The organism is Burkholderia sp. IT-111MI5, assembly GCF_949752865.1.
In the GTDB taxonomy this organism is placed as follows: Bacteria; Pseudomonadota; Gammaproteobacteria; order Burkholderiales; family Burkholderiaceae; genus Burkholderia; species Burkholderia pyrrocinia_C.
On sequence record NZ_CATKIF010000055.1, the window covers coordinates 310,515 to 334,319 of the forward strand.

The 23,805-nt window shown below is 67.6% G+C and carries 26 protein-coding genes and 1 tRNA gene; 15 read left to right on the plus strand and 12 right to left on the minus strand.

The features are described from left to right. The first annotated feature begins 169 nt into the window (after positions 1–169). The 5 genes from ACM6JT_RS28625 to ACM6JT_RS28645 all read left to right on the plus strand — a co-directional run bounded on the left by ACM6JT_RS28625 (position 170) and on the right by ACM6JT_RS28645 (position 4,826). Complete coding sequence (locus ACM6JT_RS28625; protein ID WP_034178808.1) at positions 170–1,120, plus strand: branched-chain amino acid ABC transporter permease; 951 nt, start codon at positions 170–172, stop codon at positions 1,118–1,120. Between the two features lie 18 nt (positions 1,121–1,138). Further along, positions 1,139–2,308, plus strand: coding sequence for an ABC transporter permease subunit (locus tag ACM6JT_RS28630; protein WP_034178807.1), 1,170 nt, complete (start codon positions 1,139–1,141; stop codon positions 2,306–2,308). A 23-nt stretch (positions 2,309–2,331) separates the two neighbouring features. Beyond that, positions 2,332–3,108 (plus strand): ABC transporter ATP-binding protein, encoded by a 777-nt coding sequence (locus ACM6JT_RS28635; protein WP_034178806.1) that lies wholly within the window; start codon positions 2,332–2,334, stop codon positions 3,106–3,108. Continuing rightward, a complete protein-coding gene (locus ACM6JT_RS28640) occupies positions 3,108–3,824 on the plus strand; it encodes an ABC transporter ATP-binding protein (RefSeq protein WP_034178805.1) in 717 nt (238 codons plus the stop codon). Before ACM6JT_RS28635 ends, ACM6JT_RS28640 begins: the two co-directional genes overlap by 1 nt. 330 nt (positions 3,825–4,154) lie before the next feature. Beyond that, positions 4,155–4,826, plus strand: a complete 672-nt coding sequence (locus ACM6JT_RS28645; protein WP_034178804.1) for a DUF2278 family protein — start codon at positions 4,155–4,157, stop codon at positions 4,824–4,826. A gap of 27 nt (positions 4,827–4,853) precedes the next feature. Here the strand turns inward: ACM6JT_RS28645 and ACM6JT_RS28650 are convergent, their stop codons facing one another. From ACM6JT_RS28650 to ACM6JT_RS28660, 3 genes are all read right to left on the minus strand, one after another. Further along, the gene (locus ACM6JT_RS28650; protein WP_034178803.1) at positions 4,854–5,309 is read right to left on the minus strand and encodes a GNAT family acetyltransferase; all 456 of its coding nucleotides are present in this window, start codon (positions 5,307–5,309) and stop codon (positions 4,854–4,856) included. Positions 5,310–5,322: 13 nt separating this feature from the next. Then, positions 5,323–6,507 carry an acetylornithine transaminase gene (locus ACM6JT_RS28655; protein WP_034178802.1) on the minus strand — a complete coding sequence of 395 codons (1,185 nt, stop codon included), beginning with the start codon at positions 6,505–6,507 and terminating at the stop codon, positions 5,323–5,325. A gap of 288 nt (positions 6,508–6,795) precedes the next feature. Beyond that, positions 6,796–7,827, minus strand: coding sequence for a CDP-6-deoxy-delta-3,4-glucoseen reductase (locus ACM6JT_RS28660; protein WP_034178801.1), 1,032 nt, complete (start codon positions 7,825–7,827; stop codon positions 6,796–6,798). Between the two features lie 107 nt (positions 7,828–7,934). On the opposite strand from ACM6JT_RS28660, the gene ACM6JT_RS28665 reads away from it, so the two are divergent. Further along, positions 7,935–8,972: an NAD-dependent epimerase/dehydratase family protein gene (locus ACM6JT_RS28665; protein WP_414857730.1), complete on the plus strand. Its 1,038-nt coding sequence runs from the start codon at positions 7,935–7,937 to the stop codon at positions 8,970–8,972. On the opposite strand, the gene ACM6JT_RS28670 is transcribed toward ACM6JT_RS28665, so the two are convergent. Both ACM6JT_RS28670 and ACM6JT_RS28675 read right to left on the minus strand, forming a co-directional pair. After that, positions 8,955–9,143 (minus strand): hypothetical protein, encoded by a 189-nt coding sequence (locus tag ACM6JT_RS28670; RefSeq protein WP_034178799.1) that lies wholly within the window; start codon positions 9,141–9,143, stop codon positions 8,955–8,957. The genes ACM6JT_RS28665 and ACM6JT_RS28670 overlap by 18 nt on opposite strands. Before the next feature lie 106 nt (positions 9,144–9,249). After that, entirely contained in the window at positions 9,250–9,966 is a 717-nt protein-coding gene (locus ACM6JT_RS28675; protein ID WP_034178798.1) for a pseudouridine synthase, read from the minus strand. Between the two features lie 105 nt (positions 9,967–10,071). On the opposite strand from ACM6JT_RS28675, the gene copC reads away from it, so the two are divergent. The 4 genes from copC (at position 10,072) to ACM6JT_RS28695 (ending at position 13,104) form a co-directional block, all read left to right on the plus strand. Next, a complete protein-coding gene (gene copC, locus ACM6JT_RS28680) occupies positions 10,072–10,446 on the plus strand; it encodes a copper homeostasis periplasmic binding protein CopC (protein ID WP_034178797.1) in 375 nt (124 codons plus the stop codon). A gap of 65 nt (positions 10,447–10,511) precedes the next feature. Next, entirely contained in the window at positions 10,512–11,012 is a 501-nt protein-coding gene (locus ACM6JT_RS28685) for a DinB family protein (protein WP_034178796.1), read from the plus strand. 179 nt (positions 11,013–11,191) lie between these two features. Beyond that, on the plus strand, positions 11,192–11,965 hold the full coding sequence (locus ACM6JT_RS28690) for an SDR family oxidoreductase (RefSeq protein WP_006478064.1): 774 nt from the start codon (positions 11,192–11,194) through the stop codon (positions 11,963–11,965). A 203-nt stretch (positions 11,966–12,168) separates the two neighbouring features. After that, on the plus strand, positions 12,169–13,104 hold the full coding sequence (locus tag ACM6JT_RS28695; protein WP_034178795.1) for a LysR family transcriptional regulator: 936 nt from the start codon (positions 12,169–12,171) through the stop codon (positions 13,102–13,104). A 40-nt stretch (positions 13,105–13,144) separates the two neighbouring features. Here the strand turns inward: ACM6JT_RS28695 and ACM6JT_RS28700 are convergent, their stop codons facing one another. Beyond that, entirely contained in the window at positions 13,145–14,041 is an 897-nt protein-coding gene (locus ACM6JT_RS28700; RefSeq protein WP_034178794.1) for a LysR family transcriptional regulator, read from the minus strand. A 106-nt stretch (positions 14,042–14,147) separates the two neighbouring features. On the opposite strand from ACM6JT_RS28700, the gene ACM6JT_RS28705 reads away from it, so the two are divergent. Continuing rightward, on the plus strand, positions 14,148–15,038 hold the full coding sequence (locus ACM6JT_RS28705; RefSeq protein WP_414857731.1) for an alpha/beta fold hydrolase: 891 nt from the start codon (positions 14,148–14,150) through the stop codon (positions 15,036–15,038). A gap of 30 nt (positions 15,039–15,068) precedes the next feature. Here ACM6JT_RS28705 and ACM6JT_RS28710 read toward each other — a convergent pair whose 3' ends face one another. Together ACM6JT_RS28710 and ACM6JT_RS28715 are read right to left on the minus strand one after the other, a co-directional pair. Next, on the minus strand, positions 15,069–15,968 hold the full coding sequence (locus tag ACM6JT_RS28710; RefSeq protein ID WP_414857732.1) for an SDR family oxidoreductase: 900 nt from the start codon (positions 15,966–15,968) through the stop codon (positions 15,069–15,071). A 47-nt stretch (positions 15,969–16,015) separates the two neighbouring features. After that, entirely contained in the window at positions 16,016–16,753 is a 738-nt protein-coding gene (locus tag ACM6JT_RS28715; RefSeq protein ID WP_414857733.1) for an SDR family oxidoreductase, read from the minus strand. Between the two features lie 118 nt (positions 16,754–16,871). On the opposite strand from ACM6JT_RS28715, the gene ACM6JT_RS28720 reads away from it, so the two are divergent. Then, positions 16,872–17,774: a LysR family transcriptional regulator gene (locus ACM6JT_RS28720; protein ID WP_034178790.1), complete on the plus strand. Its 903-nt coding sequence runs from the start codon at positions 16,872–16,874 to the stop codon at positions 17,772–17,774. A gap of 39 nt (positions 17,775–17,813) precedes the next feature. Here the strand turns inward: ACM6JT_RS28720 and ACM6JT_RS28725 are convergent, their stop codons facing one another. The 4 genes from ACM6JT_RS28725 to ACM6JT_RS28740 all read right to left on the minus strand — a co-directional run bounded on the left by ACM6JT_RS28725 (position 17,814) and on the right by ACM6JT_RS28740 (position 20,557). Further along, complete coding sequence (locus tag ACM6JT_RS28725; RefSeq protein ID WP_165948135.1) at positions 17,814–17,981, minus strand: hypothetical protein; 168 nt, start codon at positions 17,979–17,981, stop codon at positions 17,814–17,816. Positions 17,982–18,133: 152 nt separating this feature from the next. Further along, positions 18,134–18,218 (minus strand) — tRNA-Leu (locus ACM6JT_RS28730). A 94-nt stretch (positions 18,219–18,312) separates the two neighbouring features. Continuing rightward, complete coding sequence (locus tag ACM6JT_RS28735; RefSeq protein ID WP_414857734.1) at positions 18,313–19,470, minus strand: ABC transporter substrate-binding protein; 1,158 nt, start codon at positions 19,468–19,470, stop codon at positions 18,313–18,315. 145 nt (positions 19,471–19,615) lie between these two features. Then, positions 19,616–20,557, minus strand: coding sequence for a CysB family HTH-type transcriptional regulator (locus ACM6JT_RS28740; RefSeq protein WP_034178788.1), 942 nt, complete (start codon positions 20,555–20,557; stop codon positions 19,616–19,618). Between the two features lie 219 nt (positions 20,558–20,776). Here ACM6JT_RS28740 and ACM6JT_RS28745 point away from each other — a divergent pair, with 219 nt between their 5' ends. From ACM6JT_RS28745 to ACM6JT_RS28755, 3 genes are read left to right on the plus strand one after another with little or no spacing between them, the layout of a single operon-like run. Further along, positions 20,777–22,456, plus strand: coding sequence for a nitrite/sulfite reductase (locus ACM6JT_RS28745; protein WP_034178787.1), 1,680 nt, complete (start codon positions 20,777–20,779; stop codon positions 22,454–22,456). Between the two features lie 25 nt (positions 22,457–22,481). Further along, positions 22,482–23,024 carry a DUF934 domain-containing protein gene (locus tag ACM6JT_RS28750; RefSeq protein WP_034178786.1) on the plus strand — a complete coding sequence of 181 codons (543 nt, stop codon included), beginning with the start codon at positions 22,482–22,484 and terminating at the stop codon, positions 23,022–23,024. Further along, entirely contained in the window at positions 23,021–23,764 is a 744-nt protein-coding gene (locus tag ACM6JT_RS28755; RefSeq protein WP_072443577.1) for a phosphoadenylyl-sulfate reductase, read from the plus strand. Before ACM6JT_RS28750 ends, ACM6JT_RS28755 begins: the two co-directional genes overlap by 4 nt. The last annotated feature ends 41 nt before the right edge of the window (positions 23,765–23,805 follow it).

Genomic DNA, 23,805 nt, shown 5'->3' on the forward strand with positions numbered 1-23,805 from the left:
GTATCCGCTCCGGCGGCAGGTCCGGCCGTACAGGCCGGGCGGCGCGCGCCGGGACGATCCACACCCTTACCGGTATCGACTAGTACCCGCAGTGTCGCCGAGAAGGCGCGATTCCTCGCTTACCCGCGGGGCGCAACGTCCTCCGGCAGCACGGGCCAAGGAGCTTTAAATGGATATTTTCGTCCAGCAGGTTCTCAACGGGCTGGTGCTCGGCAGTGTGTACGCCATCATCGCGTTGGGTTACACGATGGTGTACGGCATTCTCGGCATCATCAACTTCGCGCACGGCGACGTGCTGATGATCGGCGCGATGGTCGCGTTGTCGGCCATCACCGTGCTGCAGAACCACTTCCCCGGACTCGGCAACATCGCCACGCTGACGATCGGCCTGGGCATTGCCGCGGTCGTTTGTGCATTCGTGGGCTTCACGATCGAGCGTGTCGCGTACCGGCCGCTGCGCCGCGCGCCGCGTCTCGCGCCGCTGATCACCGCGATCGGCGTGTCGATCCTGCTGCAGACGGCCGCGATGATCATCTGGTCGCGCAACCCGCTGCCGTTCCCGCAATTGCTGCCGACCGATCCGATCAACGTGATCAAGGCGACCGACACGACGCCCGGCGCCGTGATCTCGGTGACTGAAATCGTGATCATCGCGGTGGCGTTCATCGTGATGGGCGGCCTGCTGCTGCTCGTGCACAAGACCAAGCTCGGCCGCGCGATGCGCGCGATCGCCGAAAGCCCGAACACGGCAAGCCTGATGGGCGTGAACCCGAACTTCGTGATTTCCGCGACGTTCATGATCGGCTCCGCGCTCGCCGCGCTGGCCGGCGTGATGATCGCGTCCGAATACGGCAACGTGCACTTCTACATGGGCTTCATCCCCGGCATGAAGGCGTTCACGGCGGCGGTGCTCGGCGGGATCGGCAACCTCGGCGGTGCGATGGTCGGCGGCGTGCTGCTCGGCCTGATCGAGCAGCTCGGTGCCGGCTACATCGGCAACCTCACGGGCGGCGTATTCGGCAGTAACTACCAGGACGTGTTCGCCTTCATCGTGCTGATCATCGTGCTGGTGTTCCGTCCGTCGGGCCTGCTGGGCGAACGGGTCGCGGATCGCGCGTAACGGAAGGGAGCAAACAACATGACATCCATTCAACCGATCGAATCCTCGACGTCGCTCGTCGAAGAGCGCAACACCGCCAAGACCGTCGTCATCGGCATCCTGACCGCTGTATTCGTGATCGCCGCGCCGATCATCATCGGCTCGGCCGGCGGCAACTACTGGGTCCGCGTGCTCGACTTCGCGATGCTGTACGTGATGCTCGCGCTCGGCCTGAACGTGGTGGTCGGCTTCGCCGGCCTGCTCGACCTCGGCTACATCGCGTTCTACGCGGTGGGCGCGTACACGGCGGCGCTGCTGTCTTCGCCGCACCTGACCTCGCAGTTCGAGTGGATCGCGGCCATCGCGCCCGGCGGGCTGCACATCCCGTTCCTGATCATCGTGCCGATCGCGATGGCGCTGGCGGCCACCTTCGGGATCCTGCTCGGTGCGCCGACGCTGCGCCTGCGCGGCGACTACCTGGCGATCGTGACGCTCGGCTTCGGTGAAATCGTCCGGATCTTCATGAACAACCTCGACCGTCCGGTGAACATCACCAACGGCCCGAAGGGGATCACGGGCATCGATCCGGTGCACGTCGGCGGCTTCAACCTGTCGCAGACGCACTCGCTGTTCGGCTTCCAGCTGCCGTCGGTCTACATGTACTACTACCTGTTCGTGCTGTGCTCGCTGCTGGTGATCTGGGTGTGTACGCGCCTGCAGCACTCGCGTATCGGCCGCGCATGGGCGGCAATCCGCGAGGACGAGATCGCGGCGAAGGCGATGGGCATCAACACCCGTAACGTGAAGCTGCTCGCGTTCGCGATGGGCGCGTCGTTCGGCGGCCTGTCGGGCTCGATGTTCGGCGCGTTCCAGGGCTTCGTGTCGCCGGAATCGTTCACGTTCTGGGAATCGATCGTCGTGCTCGCCTGCGTGGTGCTCGGCGGCATGGGCCATATCCCGGGCGTGATCCTGGGCGCGGTGCTGCTCGCGATCTTCCCGGAATTCCTGCGCTCGACGATGAGCCCGCTGCAGCATGCGCTGTTCGGTCATGACATCGTCGATACGGAAGTGATCCGTCAGGCGCTGTACGGCCTCGCGATGGTGATCATCATGCTGTACCGCTCGGAAGGCCTGTGGCCCGCGCCGAAGCATGAGGACAAGATCGCGAAACTGGCGAAGCGCGCCAGCAAGAAGCCGGTGCGCGCGTAACGAACGGACTAGGGGATACACACATGAGCGACAAGCAAATCCGACTGTCCGTGCAGGGCGTGAACAAACGCTTCGGCGGCCTGCAGGCACTGTCCGACGTCGGCCTGCAGATCAAGGAAGGCGAGATCTACGGCCTGATCGGCCCGAACGGTGCCGGCAAGACGACGTTCTTCAACGTGATCACGGGCCTCTACACGCCGGACTCCGGCGACTTCAAGCTGGACGGCCAGAACTACACGCCGACGGCCGTGCACCAGGTGGCGAAGGCGGGCATCGCGCGCACGTTCCAGAACATCCGCCTGTTCGGCGGGATGACGGCCCTCGAGAACGTGATGGTGGGCCGCCACGTGCGCACCAAGCACGGCCTGCTCGGCGCGGTGTTCCAGACGCCGGCCGAACGCCAGGAAGAGCGCGAGATCAAGGAACGCGCGATCGAGCTGCTCGAATACGTGGGCGTGCTGCAGTACGCCGACTACACGTCGCGCAACCTGTCGTACGGCCACCAGCGCCGTCTCGAGATCGCGCGGGCCCTTGCGACCGACCCGAAGCTGCTCGCGCTCGACGAGCCGGCGGCCGGGATGAACGCGACCGAGAAGGTCGAACTCACGCGCCTGCTCGACAAGATCCGTTCGGACGGCCGCACGATTCTGCTGATCGAGCACGACGTGAAGCTCGTGATGGGGCTGTGCAACCGGATGACGGTGCTCGATTACGGCAAGGTGATCGCCGAGGGTCTGCCGCAGGACGTGCAGAAGAATCCGAAGGTGATTGAGGCATATCTCGGCGCAGGGGTGCACTGATGGCAGCGGCAATGTTGAAAATCAAGGGCTTGCAGGTCAACTACGGCGGCATTCAGGCCGTCAAGGGCGTTGACATGGAAGTCCGTCAGGGCGAGCTCGTGACGCTGATCGGCGCGAACGGTGCGGGCAAGACCACGACGATGAAGGCGATCACGGGTCTGAAGCCGTATTCGGCGGGCGACATCGAGTACGACGGCAAGTCGATCAAGGGCATCCCGGCGCACGAACTGCTCAAGCGCGGCCTCGCGATGGTGCCGGAAGGCCGCGGGATCTTCGCGCGGATGTCGATCGTCGAGAACATGCAGATGGGCGCTTACCTGCGCAACGACACCGAGCAGATCAAGAAGGACGTCGACCGGATGTTCGGCTTCTTCCCGCGGCTGAAGGAGCGTGCATCGCAGCTCGCGGGCACGCTGTCGGGCGGCGAGCAGCAGATGCTGGCGATGTCGCGCGCGATTCTGTCCAAGCCGAAGCTGCTGCTGCTCGACGAGCCGTCGATGGGGCTGTCGCCGATCATGGTCGAGAAGATCTTCGAAGTGGTGCGCGAGATCTCGAAGGAGGGCATCACGGTGCTGCTCGTCGAGCAGAACGCGCGCCTTGCGCTGCAGGCGGCCGACCGCGGTTACGTGATGGACTCGGGCATGGTCACGATGGAAGGCGACGCGAAGCAGATGCTCGACGATCCGAAGGTGCGCGCAGCGTATCTCGGCGAGTAAGTGGATGAATGAGCGGGCCCGGTGACGCGCGGCGGCAGATGCCGCGTGCGTCATGCAAGGGCTTTCGAAAGGCTGTCACGGGATGCCGTGACAGCCTTTTTTTCGTGTCGTGCGATTCGTGTCGAACTGAACTGAACTGAACTGTGCGTGCGGAGGCGACTCCATTCGACTGTTGCACCACGCACGCAATGCGGGAAACGACAGGGCAGGCCACCCGACGCCGGTCGCCCGCAGCCGGTCGCCCGCAGCCGGTCGCCCGCAGCCGGTTGCCCGCAAACCGACACACGGGCCGCGTGGCATCGACAGCCCATCGGCACACGGAGAACACGCATGAGTCTGGACTACGGTTTCGTGAAGGCGAAGGTGACATCGGTGGCGAAGCTGAAGGGCTCGCCGCACGGCAGCGAGATCCAGTATCACATCCACCTGACGCTGGCGCTGCCGGCCGGCGACTGGGATGTCGCGATCAACGTCGGCACCAGCGATGCGGACGACTTGCTGAACTACAAGCTCGTCTACGATTTCCACCATCCCGTCACGCAGACGCTTGCGGCCGCGGCGGAAGGCTACACCGACCTCACGGGGCAGGCCGCGCTGCCCGCGCTCGACTACCTGCGCAGCGACATCCTGAACGAGACGGGCGCGTGGCGCGCGAGCGCGGTGATGGACGGCACCGAGAACCCGGAGCCGATCCCGTCGCTGCTGCGGCTCGTGAGCGCCGCGCAGTCGCAGGGCCTCGACGTCGTCGTGTTCGGCCGCACCTATGCGGAAGGCAACGGCATTCACGACACGCACATGAACCAGGGTTCGACGGGCCCGAACTACCTGCATCGCGCAGGCGACGACCATAACGACCACAACGACGTCTGGCAGGACGGCGCGCTGATCGTGCGCGTGAGCGATACGCAGTGGGCCGCGTATTTCGCGGCGTTCGAACAGCAGGCCGTGCCGACCGATGCGCTCGGCAATCCGCTGCCGGACGCGGGGCCGATCACGCGCTGAGGCCGGCCGCTGTCGCGGCCGGCGGCATCACGCGGCCGGCAGCGTCTTGCCGAACGAGATGCGCTCCTCGACGCGATAGCCGAGCGCCGCATAAAAGCGGCACGCATCGTCGTTGCCGGGCAGCACCTGCAGGTTGATCTTCATGCAGCCGCGCGCGGCGAGCGCGCTTTCCGCGTGCGCGATCAGCGCACGGCCGACGCCGAGCCGCCGCGCGTCGTTCGCGACGCCGAACGAGTAGAGCCAGCCGCGATGTCCGTCGAAACCCGCCATCAACGTGCCGACGATGCGCGCGCCGCTGGTCGCGACGAAGAACAGCTCGGGCTGCGTCGCGAGCTTCAGCTCGATCGATCGCAGCGGATCGCGGTGCGGCGGCGCGCCGGCTTCGTCGTACTGCGGGAACGCGTCGCGCCATACCGCGAGCACGGCATCGGTGTCGGCGCGTTCGAACGGGCGGATCGCGACAGCATCGGCGGCGGCATCCATCGCGGCGGTCTCCTTAGAGCGTGTCGAGGATCGACCGCAGCATCGCCATCATCTGGTCGATCTCGTCGGTCGTCACGTTCAGCGCGGGCATGAAGCGCAGCAGGTTCGGCCGCGCGGCGTTCAGCAGCAGGCCGTCGGGCTGCATGTCGCGCGCCTTCTCGACGATCTGCGGGCCGATGTCCTTGCCGAGCAGCAGTGCGCGCAGCAGGCCTTCGCCGCGTTCGCCCTCGAAGCCGCGCTCCTCCGACAGCTCGAGCAGCTTGCGCTTCAGGTATTCGCCGCGTGCGCGCACGCCTTCAAGGAAGCCGGGCGCGACGAGCTGCGAGATCACCGAATAGCCGGCCGCCGTCATCAGCGGGTTACCGTTGTACGTGCCGCCCTGGTCGCCGGCCTCGAACACCGCGACGTCGGCCTTCGACAGCAGCGCCGCGAGCGGCACGCCGCTGCCGATGCCCTTGCCGAGCGTCATGACGTCCGGCTCGATGTCGGCGAGCTCGTACGCGAACAGCGTACCCGCACGGCCGCAGCCGCTCTGCACTTCGTCGACGATCAGCAGCAGGTTGTGCTGCTTCGTCAGCGCGCGCAGTTCGCGCATGAACTCGCGCGTTGCCGGGATCACGCCGCCTTCGCCCTGGATCGGTTCGAGCATCACGGCGACGGTCTTGTCGGTGATCAGCTTCTCGACCGAGTTGATGTTGTTCAGTTCGGCCTTCGGGAAGCCCGGCACCTGCGGCGCGTAGATCGTGTCCCAGCCCGGCTTGCCGCTGGCCGACATCGTCGCGAGCGTGCGGCCGTGGAAGCTGTGATCGAACGTGATGATCTCGTACGCGCCGTTGCGGAACTTGCGGCCCCACTTCCGCGCGAGCTTGATCGCGCCTTCGTTCGCCTCGGCGCCGCTGTTCGTGAAGAACACCTTGTCGAACACGCTGTGTTGCGTGAGCAGGCCCGCAAGCTTCGCCATCGGCTCGTTGTAGAACGCCGGCGACGGGTTCAGCAGCTTTTCGGCCTGCGTCTTCAGCGCTTCGACGACACCGTCGTTGCAGTGGCCGAGGCTATTGACGGCCCAGCCCTGGATGAAGTCCAGATAGCGCTTGCCCGTGTGATCGTAGAGCCACGAACCCTTGCCGTGCGTAAACACGATGTCGGGGCGGTTCGTGATGTACATCAGCGAGTCGATCGGGTAATCGTTCAAGGGCATGGCAGCAGACTCCAGCGGACGTTGAAAGGGAAACGGGGCAATAAAAAAGCCACGGAAGGCCGTGGCTGGTGGGTTCGAACAGCTTGTGCGTAACCGGTGAAGCAGTGTGGGGGTTACGCGCGAGTCCGTGACGAGCCTGCGGCATCCGGGCGGAGCGGCGAGCGGCGACGTCGAAGGGCGGACAGGAAGCGGTTCATGTGCGCAAGCATAAGGCATCCCGCGCCCCACTGTAAACCGCCGCGATGCCATGGATGTGACATCGCGACGCGGAGCGCGGGTGTGCCTTACTCAGACCGGATGCGCGAGATCGGCGGCGCTCGTGAACGAGTCCGCGTAGAACTCGTCGGCCGGCAGCGCGTGGTGCTGCGTGAAGTCGCGTTGCGCGGATTCGACCATCACCGGCGCGCCGCACGCGTACACCTGGTGACCCGACAGATCGGGCAGGTCCTCGATCACCGCGCGATGGACGAAGCCCGTGCGGCCCGTCCACTGGTCGCCGTCGTCGGGCTCGGAGAGCACCGGCACGTACTTGAAGTTCGGGATTTCGCTGGCCCACTGCTCGGCGAGCTCGCCGAGATAGATGTCCTTCTTGCGGCGTGCGCCCCAGTAGAGCGTCATCGGGCGCGTGATGCCCCGGTGCTTCACGTGCTCGATGATCGCCTTGATCGGCGCGAAGCCCGTGCCCGATGCAAGCAGTACGATCGGCTTGTCGGAATCCTCGCGCAGGAAGAACGTGCCGAGCGGGCCTTCGAAGCGCAGGATGTCGCGCTCCTTCATCGCGCCGAACACGTGGTCGGTGAACTTGCCGCCCGGCATGTGGCGGATGTGCAGCTCGATCGGGCCTTCCTCGTGCGGCGCGTTCGCCATCGAGTAGCTGCGGCGCGAGCCGTCCTTCAGGATGAACTCGACGTACTGGCCCGCGAGGTATTGCAGGCGCTCGTTGGCGGGCAACTGCAGCTTCACGACCATCACGTCGTCGGCCTTGCGCTCGAGCGCGGCGATCCGGCACGGCAGCTTCTTGACCTGCACGCCGTCGACGCCGGCGATTTCGCGCACGTCGATCTCGAGATCGCACTGCGCCTTCGAGCAGCACAGCAGCGCGAGGCCGCGCGTGCGCTCGTCATTGGACAGTGCCGACGCTGCATGCGGGCCCTGTTCGATCTGGCCCGACACGATCTGGCCCTTGCAGGAGCCGCACGCGCCGTTCTTGCAGCCGTACGGCAGATGGACGTTCTGGCGCAGCGCCGCCGCCAGCACGGTTTCGTCCGACTCGACCTGGAATTGCCGGCCGCTTTGCTTGAGAGTGACGTTGAATGCCATAGAACCAAACTAGAACAAAATGTGGGGACCGTGCATGTCGAGCACGGCAGCTACAATGCAAACCCGTTGCGCGTCGCGCAGCGGTGGCTACTGATTTCGCAACCAACATGATCGCGACACGAATCCTGCGCCGGCCGCGCGCACTGATCGTCGGCTGCGGCGACGTCGGCATGCGCTGCGTCGCGCAATGGCGCGACACGCGCCGCAACCTGCGGATCTTCGCGCTGACGAGCCACCCGGCCCGCCGCGACGAGCTGCGTGCCGCGGGCGCGACGCCGATCGTCGGCGACCTCGATCGCCGGGCGACGCTCGGCCGCCTCGCGGGCCTTGCCCGCACGATCCTGCATCTCGCGCCGCCGCAGTCCGACGGCCGCGACGACCGGCGCACGCGTGCGCTGATCGCCGCAACGACCGTGCCCGCGCGGCGCCCGGCGGCACCGCCGGCACCTGCGGTCGGCCGGCTCCGAACGCTGCGCGCCGCTGCCCGGCAGGCCGGCGCGCCCGTTCGGGCAGCGCATATTGTACCCGACGGTCTTCGCGCGCCGAGGCTCGTCTATGCGAGCACGACGGGCGTATACGGCGATTGCGGCGGCGCGCGCATCGACGAAACGCACCCGCTGCGTCCCGCGAATCCGCGCGCGTTCCGGCGCGTGTCGGCCGAGCGGCAACTGCGCGCGGCGACGGTGCGCGGCGTGCTGTCCGCGCGCATCGTGCGCATTCCCGGCATCTACGCGGCGAACCGTCTGCCGGTCGCGCGGCTCGAGCGCGGCACGCCGGCGCTCGAGCCGGCCGACGACGTCTACACGAACCATATCCACGCGGACGATCTCGCGGCGATCCTGCGCCGCGCGGCCGAGCGCGGCAGGCCGGCGCGCGCCGTGCACGCGTCGGACGACAGCGAACTGCGGATGGGGGAGTATTTCGACCGGGTCGCGCAGGCGCTCGGCCTGCCGCTGCCGCCGCGCGTCAGCCGCGCGGACGCCGAGCGCCAGCTCGAACCGACGCTGCTGTCGTTCATGCGCGAGTCGCGGCGCCTGTCCAACGCACGGCTCAAGGCCGAATTGTGCGTGACGTTGCGTTATCCGACCGTAGACGATTTCCTTCAAACGCTCGCGCCGGGCAGCGCGTCAGGTCAGCGCCGGTAACGCCTCGATCAGCAGGAAGCACAGCAGCGCACCGATCAGCGCGCCGATCAGGTTCGGATGATATTTGTGCTTCATGTGCATCGCGGCCAGCAGCCCGCCGATCACGATGACACCGACGACCGCGAACGCGATCATCACGTACGACAGTTCGAAAGAATGGTTGATGTTCATGATGTCTCCCCCTGCATCGCTGCTCGTACAGCTTGTGATTCGAGTATAGCGGGGGATCGTACGGCCGAGATGCGGCCGGACACCGAACGGTCGTGCGGATTTTCCCTTACAGGGTTTTGACCGGATTGCGCAACGCTGAAAGGTCGGCGTCATCGAGCCAGCGCCACGCGCCGGGTTCGAGGTCGTCCGGCAGTGCGAAGCCGCCGATGCTTTCGCGATGCAGCAACTCGACGCGGTTGCTCGCCGCCGCGACCATGCGTTTCACCTGGTGATACTTGCCTTCGAGGACGGTCAGCGCGAGCGCGTGCGTGTCGCGCGCGTCGGCGGCGATCGCCGCGATCGGCTTCGGCTCGCCGTGGAGCTGCACGCCGGTGCGCAGCGCGTGCAGCTGCGCATCGTCGAGCGGGTGGCGCACGGTCGCGACGTAAGTCTTCGGCACCTTGCGCTTCGGCGACGTGTACGCGTGCACGAACTGGCCGTCGTCGGACAGCAGCAGCAGGCCCGTCGTGTCCTGGTCGAGACGGCCGACGCACTGCACGCCGCGCGCGACGAGCGGCGCGGGCAGCAGGCTGAACACGCTTGCATGATGTTGCGGATCGCGCGAGCACTCGTAGCCGGCCGGCTTGTTGAGCGCGAGATACGCGCGCGCGTGGAACGGCCAGGCCGTATCGTCGACCGAGAAGACGAGGCCGTCGGTGTCGAACGTGGCGTCGGGGTCGGTCGCGCTGGCGCCCGCGACGGCGACGCGGCCCGCTTCGATCAGGCCGCGGCACTGGCGGCGCGAGCCGAAGCCCTGGGTGTAGAGAATGCTTTCGAGATCCATAGCGCGCGCATTCTATCAAGCGGCGCGCGGTCGGCATGAATACGCTGCGCTGGTAAGCTGCCGAAACGCGCCGCGCGGCGCTCGTTCATTTTTCACGGAAGGACCATGCACTTCGATTCGTTCCCGTTCGGCCGCAAGGCTGCCGCCGTCATCGTTGCCGCGACCGTTTCGTCGGCCGCGTTCGCGCATGCGCATCTCGCGAAGAGCGATCCGGCGGCGGGCGCGGCGCTGGCCGCCGCACCGGCCGCCGTCACGATCGACTTCACCGAGCCGCTGGAGCCGGCGTTCAGCTCGATCGTCGTCGTCGACGGCGACGGCAAGACGGTGTCGAACGGCAGCGCGCGCATCGATGCGTCGAACCGCAAGCGGATGACGGTGCCGCTCACGGCGATCGGCACGGGCGCCTATACGGTGAAATGGGTGGCCGTCGCGACCGACGGGCACCGCACGCAAGGTGCGTACGGCTTCGGCGTGAAGTGACGCAACAGCGGAGGCAGGCCCGTGCCAGGGTTGCCGCCGCTCTTATCCGACAGGGAGTTTCCCGCATGAATCCGACGACGCTCGATGCACTCGCCGATTTCCCCCGTCTGCTCGAAGCCCATTTCGCGGCCGTGCCCGACGGCTACGCGCGCTGGACGCCCGACGACTGGGCCGGGATCCCGAGCGAGCACTTCTCGCCGCTCGGGCAGCTCTGCCATGTGCGCGACATCGAGATCGACGGTTATCACGTGCGGCTGCGGCGGATGCTCGACGAAGATCGGCCGCTGCTCGTGTCGATCGACGGTGATGCGCTCGCGATCGAGCGCCGCTACAACGATGCCTATGCGTCCGACGTGCTCGCGGCGATCCGCGAAGCGCGACGCGAGACGCTGGACCTCGTGTCGCGCCTCACGCCCGAACAGTTCGAGCGTATCGGCGAGTTCGACGGCTACGGGTCGCTGACCGTGCGCGGGCTCGTCCATTACCTGTGCAGCCACGACCAGCAGCATCTGGCCGGCATGCAGTGGCTGCTCGGCAAGATCGACGCGGCGCTGTACGCACGCTGAACCGGCCGGCGCTCGCGCCGCCGCGAGCGGATTCCGGCGCCGCCGTCGGTGCGGCAGAGTACACTGCGACGTTCCGATTGGATCGATTTTCTGGATAATTCATCCAGCCGCGGCCGGCTGACCTGCGCGTCCCGCGTGCCTACACTCCTAGCTTCGTTCAACGGAAAAAGGAGTCAACCGTGGCTACTCACACGCTCGCAGACAAGGTCGTCCTGATCGCAGGCGGCGCAAAGAATCTCGGCGGCCTGATCGCGCGGGACCTGGCGGGCCACGGCGCGAAGGCGGTGGCGATTCACTACAACAGCGCGGCGTCGCAGGCGCAGGCCGAGGAGACGGCCGCCGCGGTGCGCGCGGCCGGCGCCGAAGCCGCGACGTTCCAGGCCGACCTGACGACGGCCGCCGCGGTCGAGAAGCTGTTCGACGATGCGAAGCAGCGCTTCGGCAAGATCGACATCGCGATCAATACGGTCGGCAAGGTGCTGAAGAAGCCGTTCACCGAGATCAGCGAAGCCGAGTACGACGAGATGTTCGCGGTCAACAGCAAGTCGGCGTTCTTCTTCATCAAGGAAGCGGGGCGGCACCTCGAGGATCACGGCAAGCTCGTCACGCTCGTGACGTCGCTGCTCGGCGCGTTCACGCCGTTCTATGCGGCGTACGAAGGGTCGAAGGCGCCGGTCGAGCACTTCACGCGCGCGGCGTCGAAGGAGTACGGCGCACGCGGGATCTCGGTGACGGCCGTCGGGCCCGGCCCGATGGACACGCCGTTCTTCTATCCGGCCGAGGGCGCCGATGCGGTCGCGTATCACAAGACGGCGGCCGCGCTGTCGCCGTTCAGCAAGACGGGCCTGACCGACATCGAGGACGTCGTGCCGTTCATCCGCCATCTGGTGACCGACGGCTGGTGGATCACGGGCCAGACGATCCTGATCAACGGCGGCTATACGACCAAGTAACCAACCAGACAGCCGGTCACATACCGGGCCGCGCCGGCCGCTTCCGGCGCGCGGCGCACCGTGCACCGCAATGTGCCGATTGCGTGGACAATGGACGGGCGCGCAGCCGCGAGGCCGCGCGCCCGTTTTCTCTGTGCCGCCGGACCCTGCCGCGATGCGCGACGGCTGCCGGCGACGGCCGTCCGAACCCATGTTCCCCGCCAATGGACAAGCTGGATCAGGTCAGAATCTTCCTGCAGGTTGCCGAGATGGGCAGCTTCATCAAGGCTGCGCATGCGCTCGACGTGCCGCGCGCGACCGTGTCGGCGGCCGTCCAGCAGCTCGAGGCGGGGCTCGGCACGCGCCTCTTGCACCGCACGACGCGTCAGGTGCAGCTGACCGCCGACGGCGCGCTGCTGCTCGAGCGCGGCCGGCGCCTGCTCGCCGAGGCCGACGAACTCGACCGACTGTTCCGCCGCCGCGACCGCGACGTGGTCGGGCGGCTGAACGTCGACGTGCCTAGCCGGATCGCGCGCCGCGTGGTCGCGCCCGCGCTGCCGTCGCTGTTTCGCCGCTACCCGAAGCTGCAACTGTCGCTCGGCTCGACGGACCGCTCGATCGACCTCGTACAGGAGGGCGTCGACTGCGCGATCCGCGTCGGGCGGCTTGCGGACAGCAGCCTCGTCGTGCGGCCGCTCGGGCAGTTCACGCTGATCAACTGCGCGAGCCCCGACTATCTGCGCGAATGCGGCGTGCCCGAGCATCCGGATGCGCTCGCGCACGGGCACTGGGCGATCGGCTATGCGTCGCCGACGACGGGGCGCGAGCTCGGCTGGGAATACTGCGTGGACGGCGAGCGGCACACGCTGACGCTGCCGAGCCGCGTGATCGTCAACAACGCCGAAACCTATATCGCCGGCTGCATCGCCGGGATGGGGCTGATCCAGATTCCGCGGTTCGACGTCGAGCATCTGCTGGACAGCGGCGCGCTCGTCGACGTGATGCCCGGCCACCGCGCCGAGCCGATGGACGTGTCGGCCGTGTATCCGCACCGGCGGCACCGGTCGCGCCGGCTCAACGCGTTCGTGGATTGGTTTGGGGAGCTGATGGCGGATGCGTTGACGGGGGCGGCGGCCGGGAAGGGCGCGGAAGGCGATTGACCGGGGTGGCCCGTTGGCGTCGTGCGCCGTCGCGCGTGTTTCAGTCGGCCGGCGCTGTGAACCGCCGGTTGCGCCCGACTTCCCGCACCGCTTCGATCAGTGCCGCGCCGGCGCCGTCCGGCTTCGACGCGAACGCATAAAAACGCGCGGCCGGCAGCGCGGGCAGGCCGTCCTGCGGCCCGCACGCGCGCAGCCCGTCGCGCAGCTGGCTGCGCGCCAGCGCGGTGACCGCGAAGCCCGCGAGCGCGGCCGACACGCAGCCGGCCATGCTGCTGCTCTCGAACAGCACGCGAAACGGCCGCAGCGCGGCGGCGAGCGCCGATACGACGGCTTCACGATAGACGCACGGTTCCGGAAACAGCGCGAGCGGTACTTCGCCGCCGGCGTCGAGCGTGCGGTCAGACGCGAATGCCCATACGAGCGGTTCTTCCCACAGCAGTTCGCCCGACGCGTCGACCTGTCGGCACTGCTTGCCGAACACGACATCGAGCCGGCCGAGCGCCTGCTCGCGCAGCAGCGACGCGGTGATCCCGACCTTCAGCTCGATCGCCGTACGCGGATGGCGGTCGCGGAACGTGCGCAGCACGTGAGGCAGCCACGCACCCGCGAAATCCTCCGATGCACCGACGCGCAGCCGCCCGTGCGCCGGCGCGCCGCGCAGCCTCGCGCGCACTTCGCGCTCCATGTCGACGATGTTGCGCGCGTATGCGTACAGCGTGTCGCCCGCCGGCGTCAGCGCGATGCGGCGCGTCGTGCGCGCGAGCAGCACGGTGCCGGCCGCCTGCTCGAGCCGCTTGATATGGCCGCTGACGGCCGACGGCGTCAGCGCGAGGCGTTCTGCTGCCGGCGCGAACCCGCGGCTGTCGACGACTTCGAGGAAGGTGCGCAGCAGCGCGATGTCGAGCGAGGTCGACGCGGGATCGGTCAGCGGTTCCATGGGGCAATTCAACGCGATATTCGATGAATGAATCATGATACTCCGTGAATCGTGATGAAAGGCCGGCCTACCATCGTCTGCTCAAGTTGACCCGACGGAGAACACGATGACTGCCTATGCGCATGCGACGACCGCGTCGCTCGATATCGCCTATCTCGAATGGAACCCGCGCGGCGAGCGCGTGGCCGTGCTGCTGCACGGCTGGCCGGACAGCCCGGTCGGCTGGGAGCCCGTAGCGGCGGCGCTTGCCGCGCGCGGCTACCGCGTACTCGCGCCCGCGCTGCGCGGCTTTGCGCCGACGCGCTTTCGCGACGCATCCGTGCCGCGCAGCGGCGAGCTCGCGGCGCTCGGGCGTGACCTGCTCGAATTCGTCGATGTGCTCGGCGTCGAGCGGCCCGTGCTGGTCGGGCACGACTGGGGCGCCCGCGCGGTCGCGAACGCGTGCGGGCTGCGCGACGGCGTCGCATCGCATCTGGTGATGCTGTCGGTCGGGTACGGCACCAACGATCCGGGTCAGCCGCTGTCGCTGCAGCAGGCGCGCAACTACTGGTATCACTGGTTCATGGCGACGCCGCGCGGCGAGCAGGCACTGCGCGACGATCGCCGCGCGTTTGCTCGCGTGATGTGGGACACGTGGTCGCCGCCCGGCTGGTATCGCGACGGCGATTTCGATGCGGCCGCCGCCGCGTTCGACGGGCCCGACTGGATCGACGTCGTGCTGCATTCGTACCGGCATCGCTGGGGGTTCGCGCCGAGCGCGCCGGTCTATGCCGACGACAACGCGCGGCTGAATCCGGCACCCGTGCTGTCGGTGCCGACGCTCGTGCTGCACGGCGGCGCGGATACCTGCAATCATCCGGACAGCTCGGCTGGGCGCGAACGGTTCTTCACCGGGCGCTACGCGCGGCAGGTGCTGGACGGCGTGGGGCATTTTCCGCAGCGCGAGGCGCCGGCGGCAGTCGCCGACGCGATCCTCGGGTTCTGCGAGCGCGACTGACGCGCGTCGGCCGGCCCGACGCGCAGGGAATCAACCGCCGACGCGGGGCGCGAGCAGGTCGGCGAGGCCGATGTTCCGGAACATCTCGCGGCGGATGCGATCGCCGACGCGGAACACTTCCTCCGCGCCGTCCTGCGACGGATCGACGAACACGCGATACGGGCGCTTGCCGGCCGGCGCGGCGACGAGGTCGGCGATCGCCGTCGCGACGGCACCGGCATCGGCGTCCGCGGGTTCGAGCGCGGCGAGGCCCTGCAGCGCCTGCTCGGCGACGCCCGCGTACGGCCCGCTGTCGTAGGCCGCCTGCACGACGGTATCGGCCGGCTTGCCCGCGTGGACGAAGTGATTCGTGCCCCGGGTGAACGCGCCCGGCACGACGATCGACGTTTCGATGCCCCAGCGGGCGAGCTCGGCCGCATACGACACCGCGAGCGAATCCATCGCGGCCTTCGCGGCGAAGTAGGGCGCGAGGAACGGCGGGGTGCCGCCGCGCGCCGACGAGGACGACACCCACACCAGCAGGCCGCGCCCCTGGCGGCGCAGGTGCGGCAGCGCCGCCCGGTTCACGCGCTGGGTCGACACGACGTTGATGTCGTAGAGCTGCGCCAGCTGTTCGGGCGTGAACGCCTCGGCCGGGCCGAACACCATGTGGCCGGCGTTGTGGACGACGATGTCGAGGCGGCCGTTGTCGGCGATCACGCGGTCGATTGCGGCGTCGACGGACGCGTCGTCGCCGACGTCGAGTTCGACGGTGCGCAGGTCGACATCGTGTTCCCGCGCATAGGCGGCGATAGTCGCGACGCGCGGCGCGTTGCGGCCGGCGCTTTCGCGCATCGACGCGTAGACCGTATGGCCGGCACGGGCGAGTGCCTGGGCGGCCAGCAGGCCGAAGCCGCTGGACGCGCCGGTGACGAGAATGACTTCCTTCATGATCGATCTCCTGCAAGTGTGAGGGAGCGGGCGCGGCGTGCGGTGCGTCAGCACATGCCGCCGTTGGCACGCAGGACCTGGCCGTTGACCCACGCACCGTCGGGGCCGGCGAGGAACGCGACGACGCTGGCGATGTCCGCGGGCTGGCCGAGCCGCTCCAGCGGGTTCATCTTCGCCATCCGGTCGACGAGTTCGGGGCTCTTGCCCTGCAGGAACAGCTCGGTCGCGACCGGCCCCGGCGCGACTGCGTTCACGCTGATACCGCGGCCGCGCATCTCCTGCGCGAGAACCTGCGTCAGGCCCTCGACGGCCGCCTTGGTCGCGATGTACACGCCGTAGGTCGGCAGGCGCATGCCGATCACGCTCGACGACAGGTTGACGATGCGGCCGCCGTCGCGCAGGCGTTTCGCCGCCTCGCGGCTGACGTTGAATGCGCCCTTCAGGTTGATCGCGACGATCTGGTCGAAGTCCGCGTCGTCGACGTCGGCGATCGCGGCGAGCTTCATCACGCCCGCGCTGTTGACGACCACGTCGACACGGCCGAACGCGCGCTCGGCCGTGTCGAACAACGCGGCGGTCGCCGCCGGGTCGGCGACGTCCGCCTGCACCGCGACGGCTTCGCCGCCGTCGGCGACGATCGCGTCGACCACTTCCTGCGCGGGGCCGGCGCTGCCGGCATAATTCACGACGACCCTGAAACCGTCCCGGGCGAGACGGCGGGCGATTTCCGCGCCGATGCCGCGCGAAGAACCCGTGACGAGGGCGACCTTTTCCGATGTGCTCATGTCCTTGCTCCTTGGTTCGTGAGTGCCGTACGAGCCGGCGACAGGACTAATGTAGGCTTCCTCGATCAATAAAAATAATGAATAATGATCAGATCAAGAATGACTAAAAGTATGTCTCATGGCATTCGACAGCAGGCTCCTGAGCGGTATCGGCGTGCTCTCGGCGGTGATCGAGGCCGGCACCTTCGCGCGCGCGGGCGAGGCGATGGGGCTGACGCAGCCGGCCGTGAGCCGCGCCGTCGCGCGGCTGGAAGAACGTGTCGGCATCCGGATCTTCAACCGGACGGCGCGCGCGATCACGCTGACCGACGAAGGGCGGCGCTTTTACGAGGCGGTCGCGCCGCTGCTGGCCGGCATCGAGGAGGCGGCGGTCGACGCCGGCCGTTCCAGGGCGCGCGTCAGGGGGCGGCTGCGGGTCAACGTGGACGGTACGTTCGGCCACTACGTGCTGGCGCCGCGGATGGCGGAATTCCTCGACCGCTTCCCTGAACTGTCCGTCGAGATCAGCGTGCGCGACCGGATGGGCGATCTCGTCGCCGACGGCTTCGACGTGGCGGTGCGCTTCGGCATTCCGGAGCCGTCGTCATACCGCGCACGGCTGCTGCTCGAGACGCGCGTGCTCACCTGCGCGTCGGCCGCGTACGTCGCGCATCATGGCGAACCGCGGCACCCTCGGGATCTCGCCGACGGTCACCGGTGCGTGCTGATCCGCGATCCGGTAACGGGGCGGCCGTTCGAATGGGTCTTCCATCGCGGCAACGAGGTGGTGCCGTTCGATGCGGGCGGCCGGCTGATGGTCAACGACACGGGCGCGCTGCTCGGCGCCTGCCTCGGCGGCGCGGGCGTCGCGCAGCTGCTGGAACTCTACGCGCGGGACATCCTCGCCGACGGGCGGCTGGTCCTGCTGCTGCCGGAATGGGCGGACGAGACGTTCCCGCTTTATGCGTATCACCACGCGTCGAACCTCGTCTCCGCGAAGGTGCGGGTGTTTCTCGACTTCGTCCGCGAGCTGATGGCCTGAGGTTGCGCGGCGGCGAAAGGCGGCTGGGCGGCCGTCGGGTCATTCGGTGCGATGAGGGATGTTGTCCGGGAACGGATAGGGCGCATGCGGCCCCGGCCAGTCGGGCACGGGCGGCGCGCTCAACACGTCGCATCCGCCCAGCATGAGCGACAGAACCGCGGCGAGCACGCCGCGGCAAATCGGGCTTGAAATGGCGCGCGTGCACATGGCCGGCCTCCGTGCTGCATTCCCTGATGCTTGGACTGCCGGGCGAGGTCACGCGTTGCGGTGCAGGTTGCGCGCGGCGAAAAACAAAAAACCCGCGAAGCTGTGAGCTTGCGCGGGTTTCGACAGGTGCAGCGCATGATGCTGCGAAATGCTGGTGCCCAGGGCCGGAATCGAACCGGCACGCCTTGCGGCGGGGGATTTTGAGTCCCCTGCGTCTACCAATTTCACCACCTGGGCTTGTTCCTGGCCGCGCATGCGATTGTGCGCGGCGAAACGCGAATTATGGCGGAAAACCGGGCACCGGGCAAGCAGCCCGGCGACCGGCCGAGTACTACTGGCTCAGGTACACGAACTGGCCATGTTTGATGATCCCCATCACGCTCGCGCGCTGGTCGAGCCCGACATGATCCTTGTCGCTGGTGTTGACGACCCCGTTCGGCACGATGAGCTCATGCGCGCGTTCGAGTTCGCGGCGCAGCGCCGCGCGGAACGCCGGCGTGCCGGGCTGCGCGCTCTTCAGTGCGCGGCCGACCGCGTCGGCGAGGCGCGGGTAGACGCCAGCCGCGTCGCCCGCGAACTGCGTGACCGTGCCTGAGCCGTACTTCGCCTCGTACGCGTCGACGAACGCGAGCGCGGCCTTGCGCGCCGGATGGTCGGCCGGCAGCGTGCGCGCGACGACGACCGGCTGGGTCGGGAACAGCGTCCCGTCGACGTCCTTGCCGCCGAGCTTGATGAATTCCGGCGTCGCGATCCCGTGGGTCTGATAGATCGCGCCCTTGTAGCCGCGCTCGATCAGCGTGCGCTGCGGCAGCACGGCCGGCGTGCCCGAGCCCGCGATCAGGATCGCATCGGGTTTCGCCGCGATCAGCTTCAGCGCCTGGCCCGTGACGCTCGCATCGGTGCGGTTGAAGCGCTCGGTCGCGACGACGCGGATCTTGCGCAGGTCGGCGAAGCGCGTGAACTCGTTCAGCCAGCTGTCGCCGTAGCTGTCCGCGAAGCCGATGAAGCCGACCGTCTTCACGCCGCGGTTCGACATGGCGCGTGTCATCACGTCGGCCATCGCGCGGTCGCTCTGCGCCATCTTGAACGCCCAGGTCCGCGCGCCTTCCTGCGGCTCGACGATCGCGCCGGAGCCGACCAGCGTGACCATCGGCGTCTGCCCGGCGGCCACCGCGTCGAGCGCCGCGAGTGCGGCCGGCGTGATGTTCGGCCCGACCACGACGTCGACGTGATCCTCGTCGACCAGCTTGCGGATGTTGCGCACCGCGGTGCCCGGGTCGGACGCGTCGTCGAGCACCGTTACCTGCACCGGCTGCCCGGCGATCGTCTTCGGCCACATCAGGATGGCGTTCTTGCTCGTGATGCCGATCGCGGCGGCAGGGCCGGTCGACGACAGGTCGACGCCGACCTTCAGGTCGGCCTGCGCGGCCGCGCAGGCCAGCACGAGGGCGGCGCCGGCGGCGCGGCGCAGCAGGGCGGAAAGCGTCATGCGGGAATCTCCGTCGGGCAGCAAAAAGGGGCGCGATATGCGCCCCTGTATTTATACACGCCGATTTCAGGAAAACGCCGGGCCGCCCCAGGTTTTCTTGACCCCTTTGGGGAGGCTTGGCGCGAAGCGACAGGTCCGAGGGCGCTTACAGTTCGTACGATTCGGATTCGCCCTTGAGCGCCTGCTCGATCAGCTTGCGGTTCAGCGTCGGCGACAGCAGTTCGACGAGCGTATACACATAGCTGCGCAGGTAGGCACCCTGCTTGAGCGCGACGCGCGTCACGTTGCTGCCGAACAGGTGGCCGACCGGGATCAGGCGCAGGTTGCGATCGCGCTCGGGGTTGAACGCGATGTCGGCCATGATCCCGACGCCGAGGCCGAGCTCGACGTAGGTCTTGATCACGTCGGCGTCGATCGCCTCGAGCACGATGTCCGGCGACAGCCCGCGCAGCGCGAACGCCTGGTTGATCTTCTTGCGGCCGGCGAACGCGTCGTCGTACGTGATCAGCGGATATTGCGCGAGATCGTCGAGCGACGGCGGCTTGCGTTCGAGCAGCGGGTGATCGGCCGGCACGACGGCCGCGTGGTGCCACTGGAAGCAGGGCAGCGACACGAGTTCCTTGTAGTCGGAGATTGCCTCGGTCGCGATCGCGAGATCGGCCTGGTCGTGGATCACCATCTCGGCCACCTGCGTCGGGCTGCCCTGCAGGATCGACAGGTGCACCTTCGGGAAGCGCTTCTTGAATTCGGCGATCGCGGCCGGCAGCGAGTAGCGGGCCTGCGTGTGGGTGGCCGCAATGGTCAGGTTGCCCTGGTCCTGCGCGGCGTAATCCTTCCCGACCCTTTTTAGGCTTTCAACCTCCTGCAGGATCCGCTCGACCGACGCGAGGATGATCCTGCCCGGCTCGGTGAGCGAGCGCACGCGCTTGCCGTGCCGCGTGAAGATCTCCACGCCCAGCTCGTCCTCGAGCTCGATGATCGCCTTCGACACCCCCGGCTGCGACGTGTAGAGCGCCTTGGCGGCCTCGGTGAGGTTGAAATTCTGCCGGACGGCCTCGCGCACGAAGCGAAATTGGTGCAGGTTCATTTATAACCCTTCCGCATATCAACAGAATTTTTTAGTCGTTTGAAATATAAGGCGAGTTTATTACGATTCACCGGAGTTTTTCAAATATGGATATCTGTTTTCGTCATTAGCAATCCACCGGGCAGCGGATGGCCGGTGGCAGTGACGGTGGAACGGAGATTCGGGCGCGACGTGGCTAGGACGTCGCGCGGTCACCACGAAAACCCCTGGGGTCCCCGAATGTATCAGTACGACCAATACGACCAGACGATCGTTGACGAGCGTGTCGCGCAGTACCGCGATCAGGTGCGCCGCCGCTTGTCGGGCGAGTTGAGCGAAGACGAATTCCGTCCGCTGCGTCTGCAGAACGGCCTGTACATGCAGCGCCACGCATACATGCACCGCATCGCGATTCCGTACGGCAACCTGCGCAGCGACCAGCTCCGGATGCTGGCGCGCATCGCCCGCGAACACGATCGCGGCTACGGCCACTTCTCGACCCGCTCGAACATCCAGTTCAACTGGATCCAGCTCGAAGACACGCCCGAGATCCTCGCGAAGCTCGCGTCGGTGCAGATGCACGGCATCCAGACCTCGGGCAACTGCATCCGCAACATCACGGCGGACCAGTTCGCGGGCGTCGCGCAGGACGAGGAGATCGATCCGCGTCCGTGGTCGGAAATCCTGCGCCAGTGGTCGACGTTCCATCCCGAATTCGCGTGGCTGCCGCGCAAGTTCAAGATCGCGGTGTCGGGTTCGAAGCACGACCGCGCGGCCGTGCAGATCCACGATCTCGGCGTGTACCTGAAGAAGAACGCGCAGGGCGAGGTGGTCGCGAGCATCCTCGCGGGCGGCGGCCTCGGCCGTACGCCGATCATCGGCGCGGTGATCAAGGAAGACCTGCCGTGGCAGCACCTGCTCACCTACTGCGAAGCCGTGCTGCGCGTGTATAACCGCTTCGGCCGCCGCGACAACCTGTACAAGGCGCGTATCAAGATTCTCGTGAAGGCGCTGTCGCCCGCGAAGTTCGCGCAGCAGGTCGAGGAAGAGTGGCAGCACCTGAAGGACGGCCCGTCGACGCTCACGCAGGCGGAAGTCGACCGCGTGTCGCAGTATTTCAAGCCGCCCGTCTACGAGAAGCTGGCCGACACCGACGCATCGTTCGAACAGCACCTGCTCGAGAACAAGGCGTTCGCGCGCTGGGTCGAGCGCAACGTCGCGCCGCACAAGGTGTCCGGCTACGCGGCCGTCACGCTGTCGCTGAAGGATCACCGCGTGGCGCCGGGCGACGCGACCGACCAGCAGATGGAGCTGGTCGCCGACTGGGCCGACGCATACTCGTTCGGCGAACTGCGCGTGTCGCACGAGCAGAACCTGATCCTCGCGAACGTGAAGAAGCGCGACCTGTTCGCGGTGTGGGAAAAGGCGAAGGCGGCCGGTTTCGCGACGCCGAACATCGGCCTGCTGACCGACATCATCGCGTGCCCGGGCGGCGATTTCTGCTCGCTCGCGAACGCGAAGTCGATCCCGATCGCGCTGGCGATCCAGCAGCGTTTCGACGATCTCGACTACGTGTACGACCTCGGCGACCTGTCGCTGAACATTTCCGGTTGCATGAACTCGTGCGGCCATCACCACGTCGGCAACATCGGCATCCTCGGCGTCGACAAGGACGGCGCCGAGTGGTACCAGGTGTCGCTCGGCGGCGAGCAGGGCACGGGCCACAACGGCGCGCGCCTCGGCCGCGTGATCGGGCCGTCGTTCTCGGCGGAAGAGGTGCCGGGCGTGATCGCGAAGCTGATCGACACGTTCGTCGAAGCACGCATCGACGGCGAGCGCTTCGTCGACACGTACGACCGCATCGGCATCGCGCCGTTCAAGGAGCGCGTGTATGCGGCGCGCCAGGCAGTGAACGCGTAACCAACCGGGTACAAGGAATTTGCAGATGGCTTCGATTATCAAGAACCGCGCAGTGATCGACGATGCATGGCAGGTCGTGCGCGCGGCGGAAGACGGTGCGCTGCCCGCGGTCGACGCGTTGCCGGCCGGCAAGGTGCTGGTGCCGTTCGCGTTGTGGCAGGCCGAGCGCGCGGCGCTCGTCGCCGCGAAGACGAAGGACGAACTCGGCGTGTGGCTCGCGCCGGACAGCGAGCCGGCCGATCTCGCGGCCGATTTCGGCGCGATTTCGCTGATTGCCGTCGACTTCCCGCGCTTCGCGGACGGCCGCGGCTACAGCATCGCGCGCCTGCTGCGCGAGCGTTACGGCTGGACGGGCGAGCTGCGCGCGATCGGCGACGTGCTGCGCGACCAGTTGCTGTACATGTCGCGTTGCGGCTTCGACGCATTCGCGGTGCGCGCCGACCGGGACATCCACGACGCGCTGAATGCGTTCACGGAATTCACGCAGCGCTATCAGGGCGCGTTCGACGAGCCGGCGCCGCTGTTCCGCCGCCGCGCCGCCGCGGCCGACGCCAAGGTGGGCGCATGAGTACCGCTACCGCGCTGACGCCGGAACTCGCCGCGAAGGTCGAGCGCCTCGACGCGCTGCTCGCGCAGATCGGCGCACGTCACGAGAAGGTGAAGTTCGCGAGCAGCCTCGCCGCGGAAGACATGCTGCTCACGCACGCGATCCTGTCGAAGGGCGTGTCGATCGGCATCTTCTCGCTGAACACGGGCCGCCTGCATGCGGAGACGCTCGGCATGATCGACCGCGTGCGCGAGCGCTACGGCTACGAGATCGAGCAGTTCCATCCGCAGCAGGATGCGGTCGACCAGTACGTCGCCGAGCACGGCCTGAACGCGTTCTACGAGAGTGTCGAGCTGCGCAAGTCGTGCTGCCACATCCGCAAGGTCGAGCCGCTGAACCGCGCGCTGGCCGATGTCGGCGCGTGGGTCACGGGCCAGCGCCGCGAGCAGTCGGTCACGCGTGCGGAGCTGCACGAGGAAGAACAGGACGAAGCGCGCGGGATCGCGAAGTACAACCCGCTCGCCGACTGGACGGAAGCCGATGTGTGGGCGTACCTTGGCGCGTTCGACGTGCCGGTGAACCCGCTGCATGCGCGCGGCTACCCGAGCATCGGCTGCGAGCCCTGCACGCGCGCGATCCGCCCCGGCGAGGACAGCCGCGCGGGCCGCTGGTGGTGGGAATCGCGCGACACGAAGGAATGCGGGCTGCACATCACGATCACGCCGATTCCCGCGAGTGCCGAAGCCGGCGCCGCGCACTGAACGCGTCACAAGAAACTGAATATTGCGCCGCCTGCGACAGC

Coding starts and splice junctions, on each gene's coding strand:
- ACM6JT_RS28625 (WP_034178808.1), top strand. CDS start 170: ATGGATATTTTCGTCCAGCAGGTTCTCAACGGGCTGGTGCTCGGCAGT.
- ACM6JT_RS28630 (WP_034178807.1), top strand. CDS start 1,139: ATGACATCCATTCAACCGATCGAATCCTCGACGTCGCTCGTCGAAGAG.
- ACM6JT_RS28635 (WP_034178806.1), top strand. CDS start 2,332: ATGAGCGACAAGCAAATCCGACTGTCCGTGCAGGGCGTGAACAAACGC.
- ACM6JT_RS28640 (WP_034178805.1), top strand. CDS start 3,108: ATGGCAGCGGCAATGTTGAAAATCAAGGGCTTGCAGGTCAACTACGGC.
- ACM6JT_RS28645 (WP_034178804.1), top strand. CDS start 4,155: ATGAGTCTGGACTACGGTTTCGTGAAGGCGAAGGTGACATCGGTGGCG.
- ACM6JT_RS28650 (WP_034178803.1), bottom strand. CDS start 5,309: ATGGATGCCGCCGCCGATGCTGTCGCGATCCGCCCGTTCGAACGCGCC.
- ACM6JT_RS28655 (WP_034178802.1), bottom strand. CDS start 6,507: ATGCCCTTGAACGATTACCCGATCGACTCGCTGATGTACATCACGAAC.
- ACM6JT_RS28660 (WP_034178801.1), bottom strand. CDS start 7,827: ATGGCATTCAACGTCACTCTCAAGCAAAGCGGCCGGCAATTCCAGGTC.
- ACM6JT_RS28665 (WP_414857730.1), top strand. CDS start 7,935: ATGATCGCGACACGAATCCTGCGCCGGCCGCGCGCACTGATCGTCGGC.
- ACM6JT_RS28670 (WP_034178799.1), bottom strand. CDS start 9,143: ATGAACATCAACCATTCTTTCGAACTGTCGTACGTGATGATCGCGTTC.
- ACM6JT_RS28675 (WP_034178798.1), bottom strand. CDS start 9,966: ATGGATCTCGAAAGCATTCTCTACACCCAGGGCTTCGGCTCGCGCCGC.
- copC (WP_034178797.1), top strand. CDS start 10,072: ATGCACTTCGATTCGTTCCCGTTCGGCCGCAAGGCTGCCGCCGTCATC.
- ACM6JT_RS28685 (WP_034178796.1), top strand. CDS start 10,512: ATGAATCCGACGACGCTCGATGCACTCGCCGATTTCCCCCGTCTGCTC.
- ACM6JT_RS28695 (WP_034178795.1), top strand. CDS start 12,169: ATGGACAAGCTGGATCAGGTCAGAATCTTCCTGCAGGTTGCCGAGATG.
- ACM6JT_RS28700 (WP_034178794.1), bottom strand. CDS start 14,041: ATGGAACCGCTGACCGATCCCGCGTCGACCTCGCTCGACATCGCGCTG.
- ACM6JT_RS28705 (WP_414857731.1), top strand. CDS start 14,148: ATGACTGCCTATGCGCATGCGACGACCGCGTCGCTCGATATCGCCTAT.
- ACM6JT_RS28710 (WP_414857732.1), bottom strand. CDS start 15,968: ATGAAGGAAGTCATTCTCGTCACCGGCGCGTCCAGCGGCTTCGGCCTG.
- ACM6JT_RS28715 (WP_414857733.1), bottom strand. CDS start 16,753: ATGAGCACATCGGAAAAGGTCGCCCTCGTCACGGGTTCTTCGCGCGGC.
- ACM6JT_RS28720 (WP_034178790.1), top strand. CDS start 16,872: ATGGCATTCGACAGCAGGCTCCTGAGCGGTATCGGCGTGCTCTCGGCG.
- ACM6JT_RS28725 (WP_165948135.1), bottom strand. CDS start 17,981: ATGTGCACGCGCGCCATTTCAAGCCCGATTTGCCGCGGCGTGCTCGCC.
- ACM6JT_RS28735 (WP_414857734.1), bottom strand. CDS start 19,470: ATGACGCTTTCCGCCCTGCTGCGCCGCGCCGCCGGCGCCGCCCTCGTG.
- ACM6JT_RS28740 (WP_034178788.1), bottom strand. CDS start 20,557: ATGAACCTGCACCAATTTCGCTTCGTGCGCGAGGCCGTCCGGCAGAAT.
- ACM6JT_RS28745 (WP_034178787.1), top strand. CDS start 20,777: ATGTATCAGTACGACCAATACGACCAGACGATCGTTGACGAGCGTGTC.
- ACM6JT_RS28750 (WP_034178786.1), top strand. CDS start 22,482: ATGGCTTCGATTATCAAGAACCGCGCAGTGATCGACGATGCATGGCAG.
- ACM6JT_RS28755 (WP_072443577.1), top strand. CDS start 23,021: ATGAGTACCGCTACCGCGCTGACGCCGGAACTCGCCGCGAAGGTCGAG.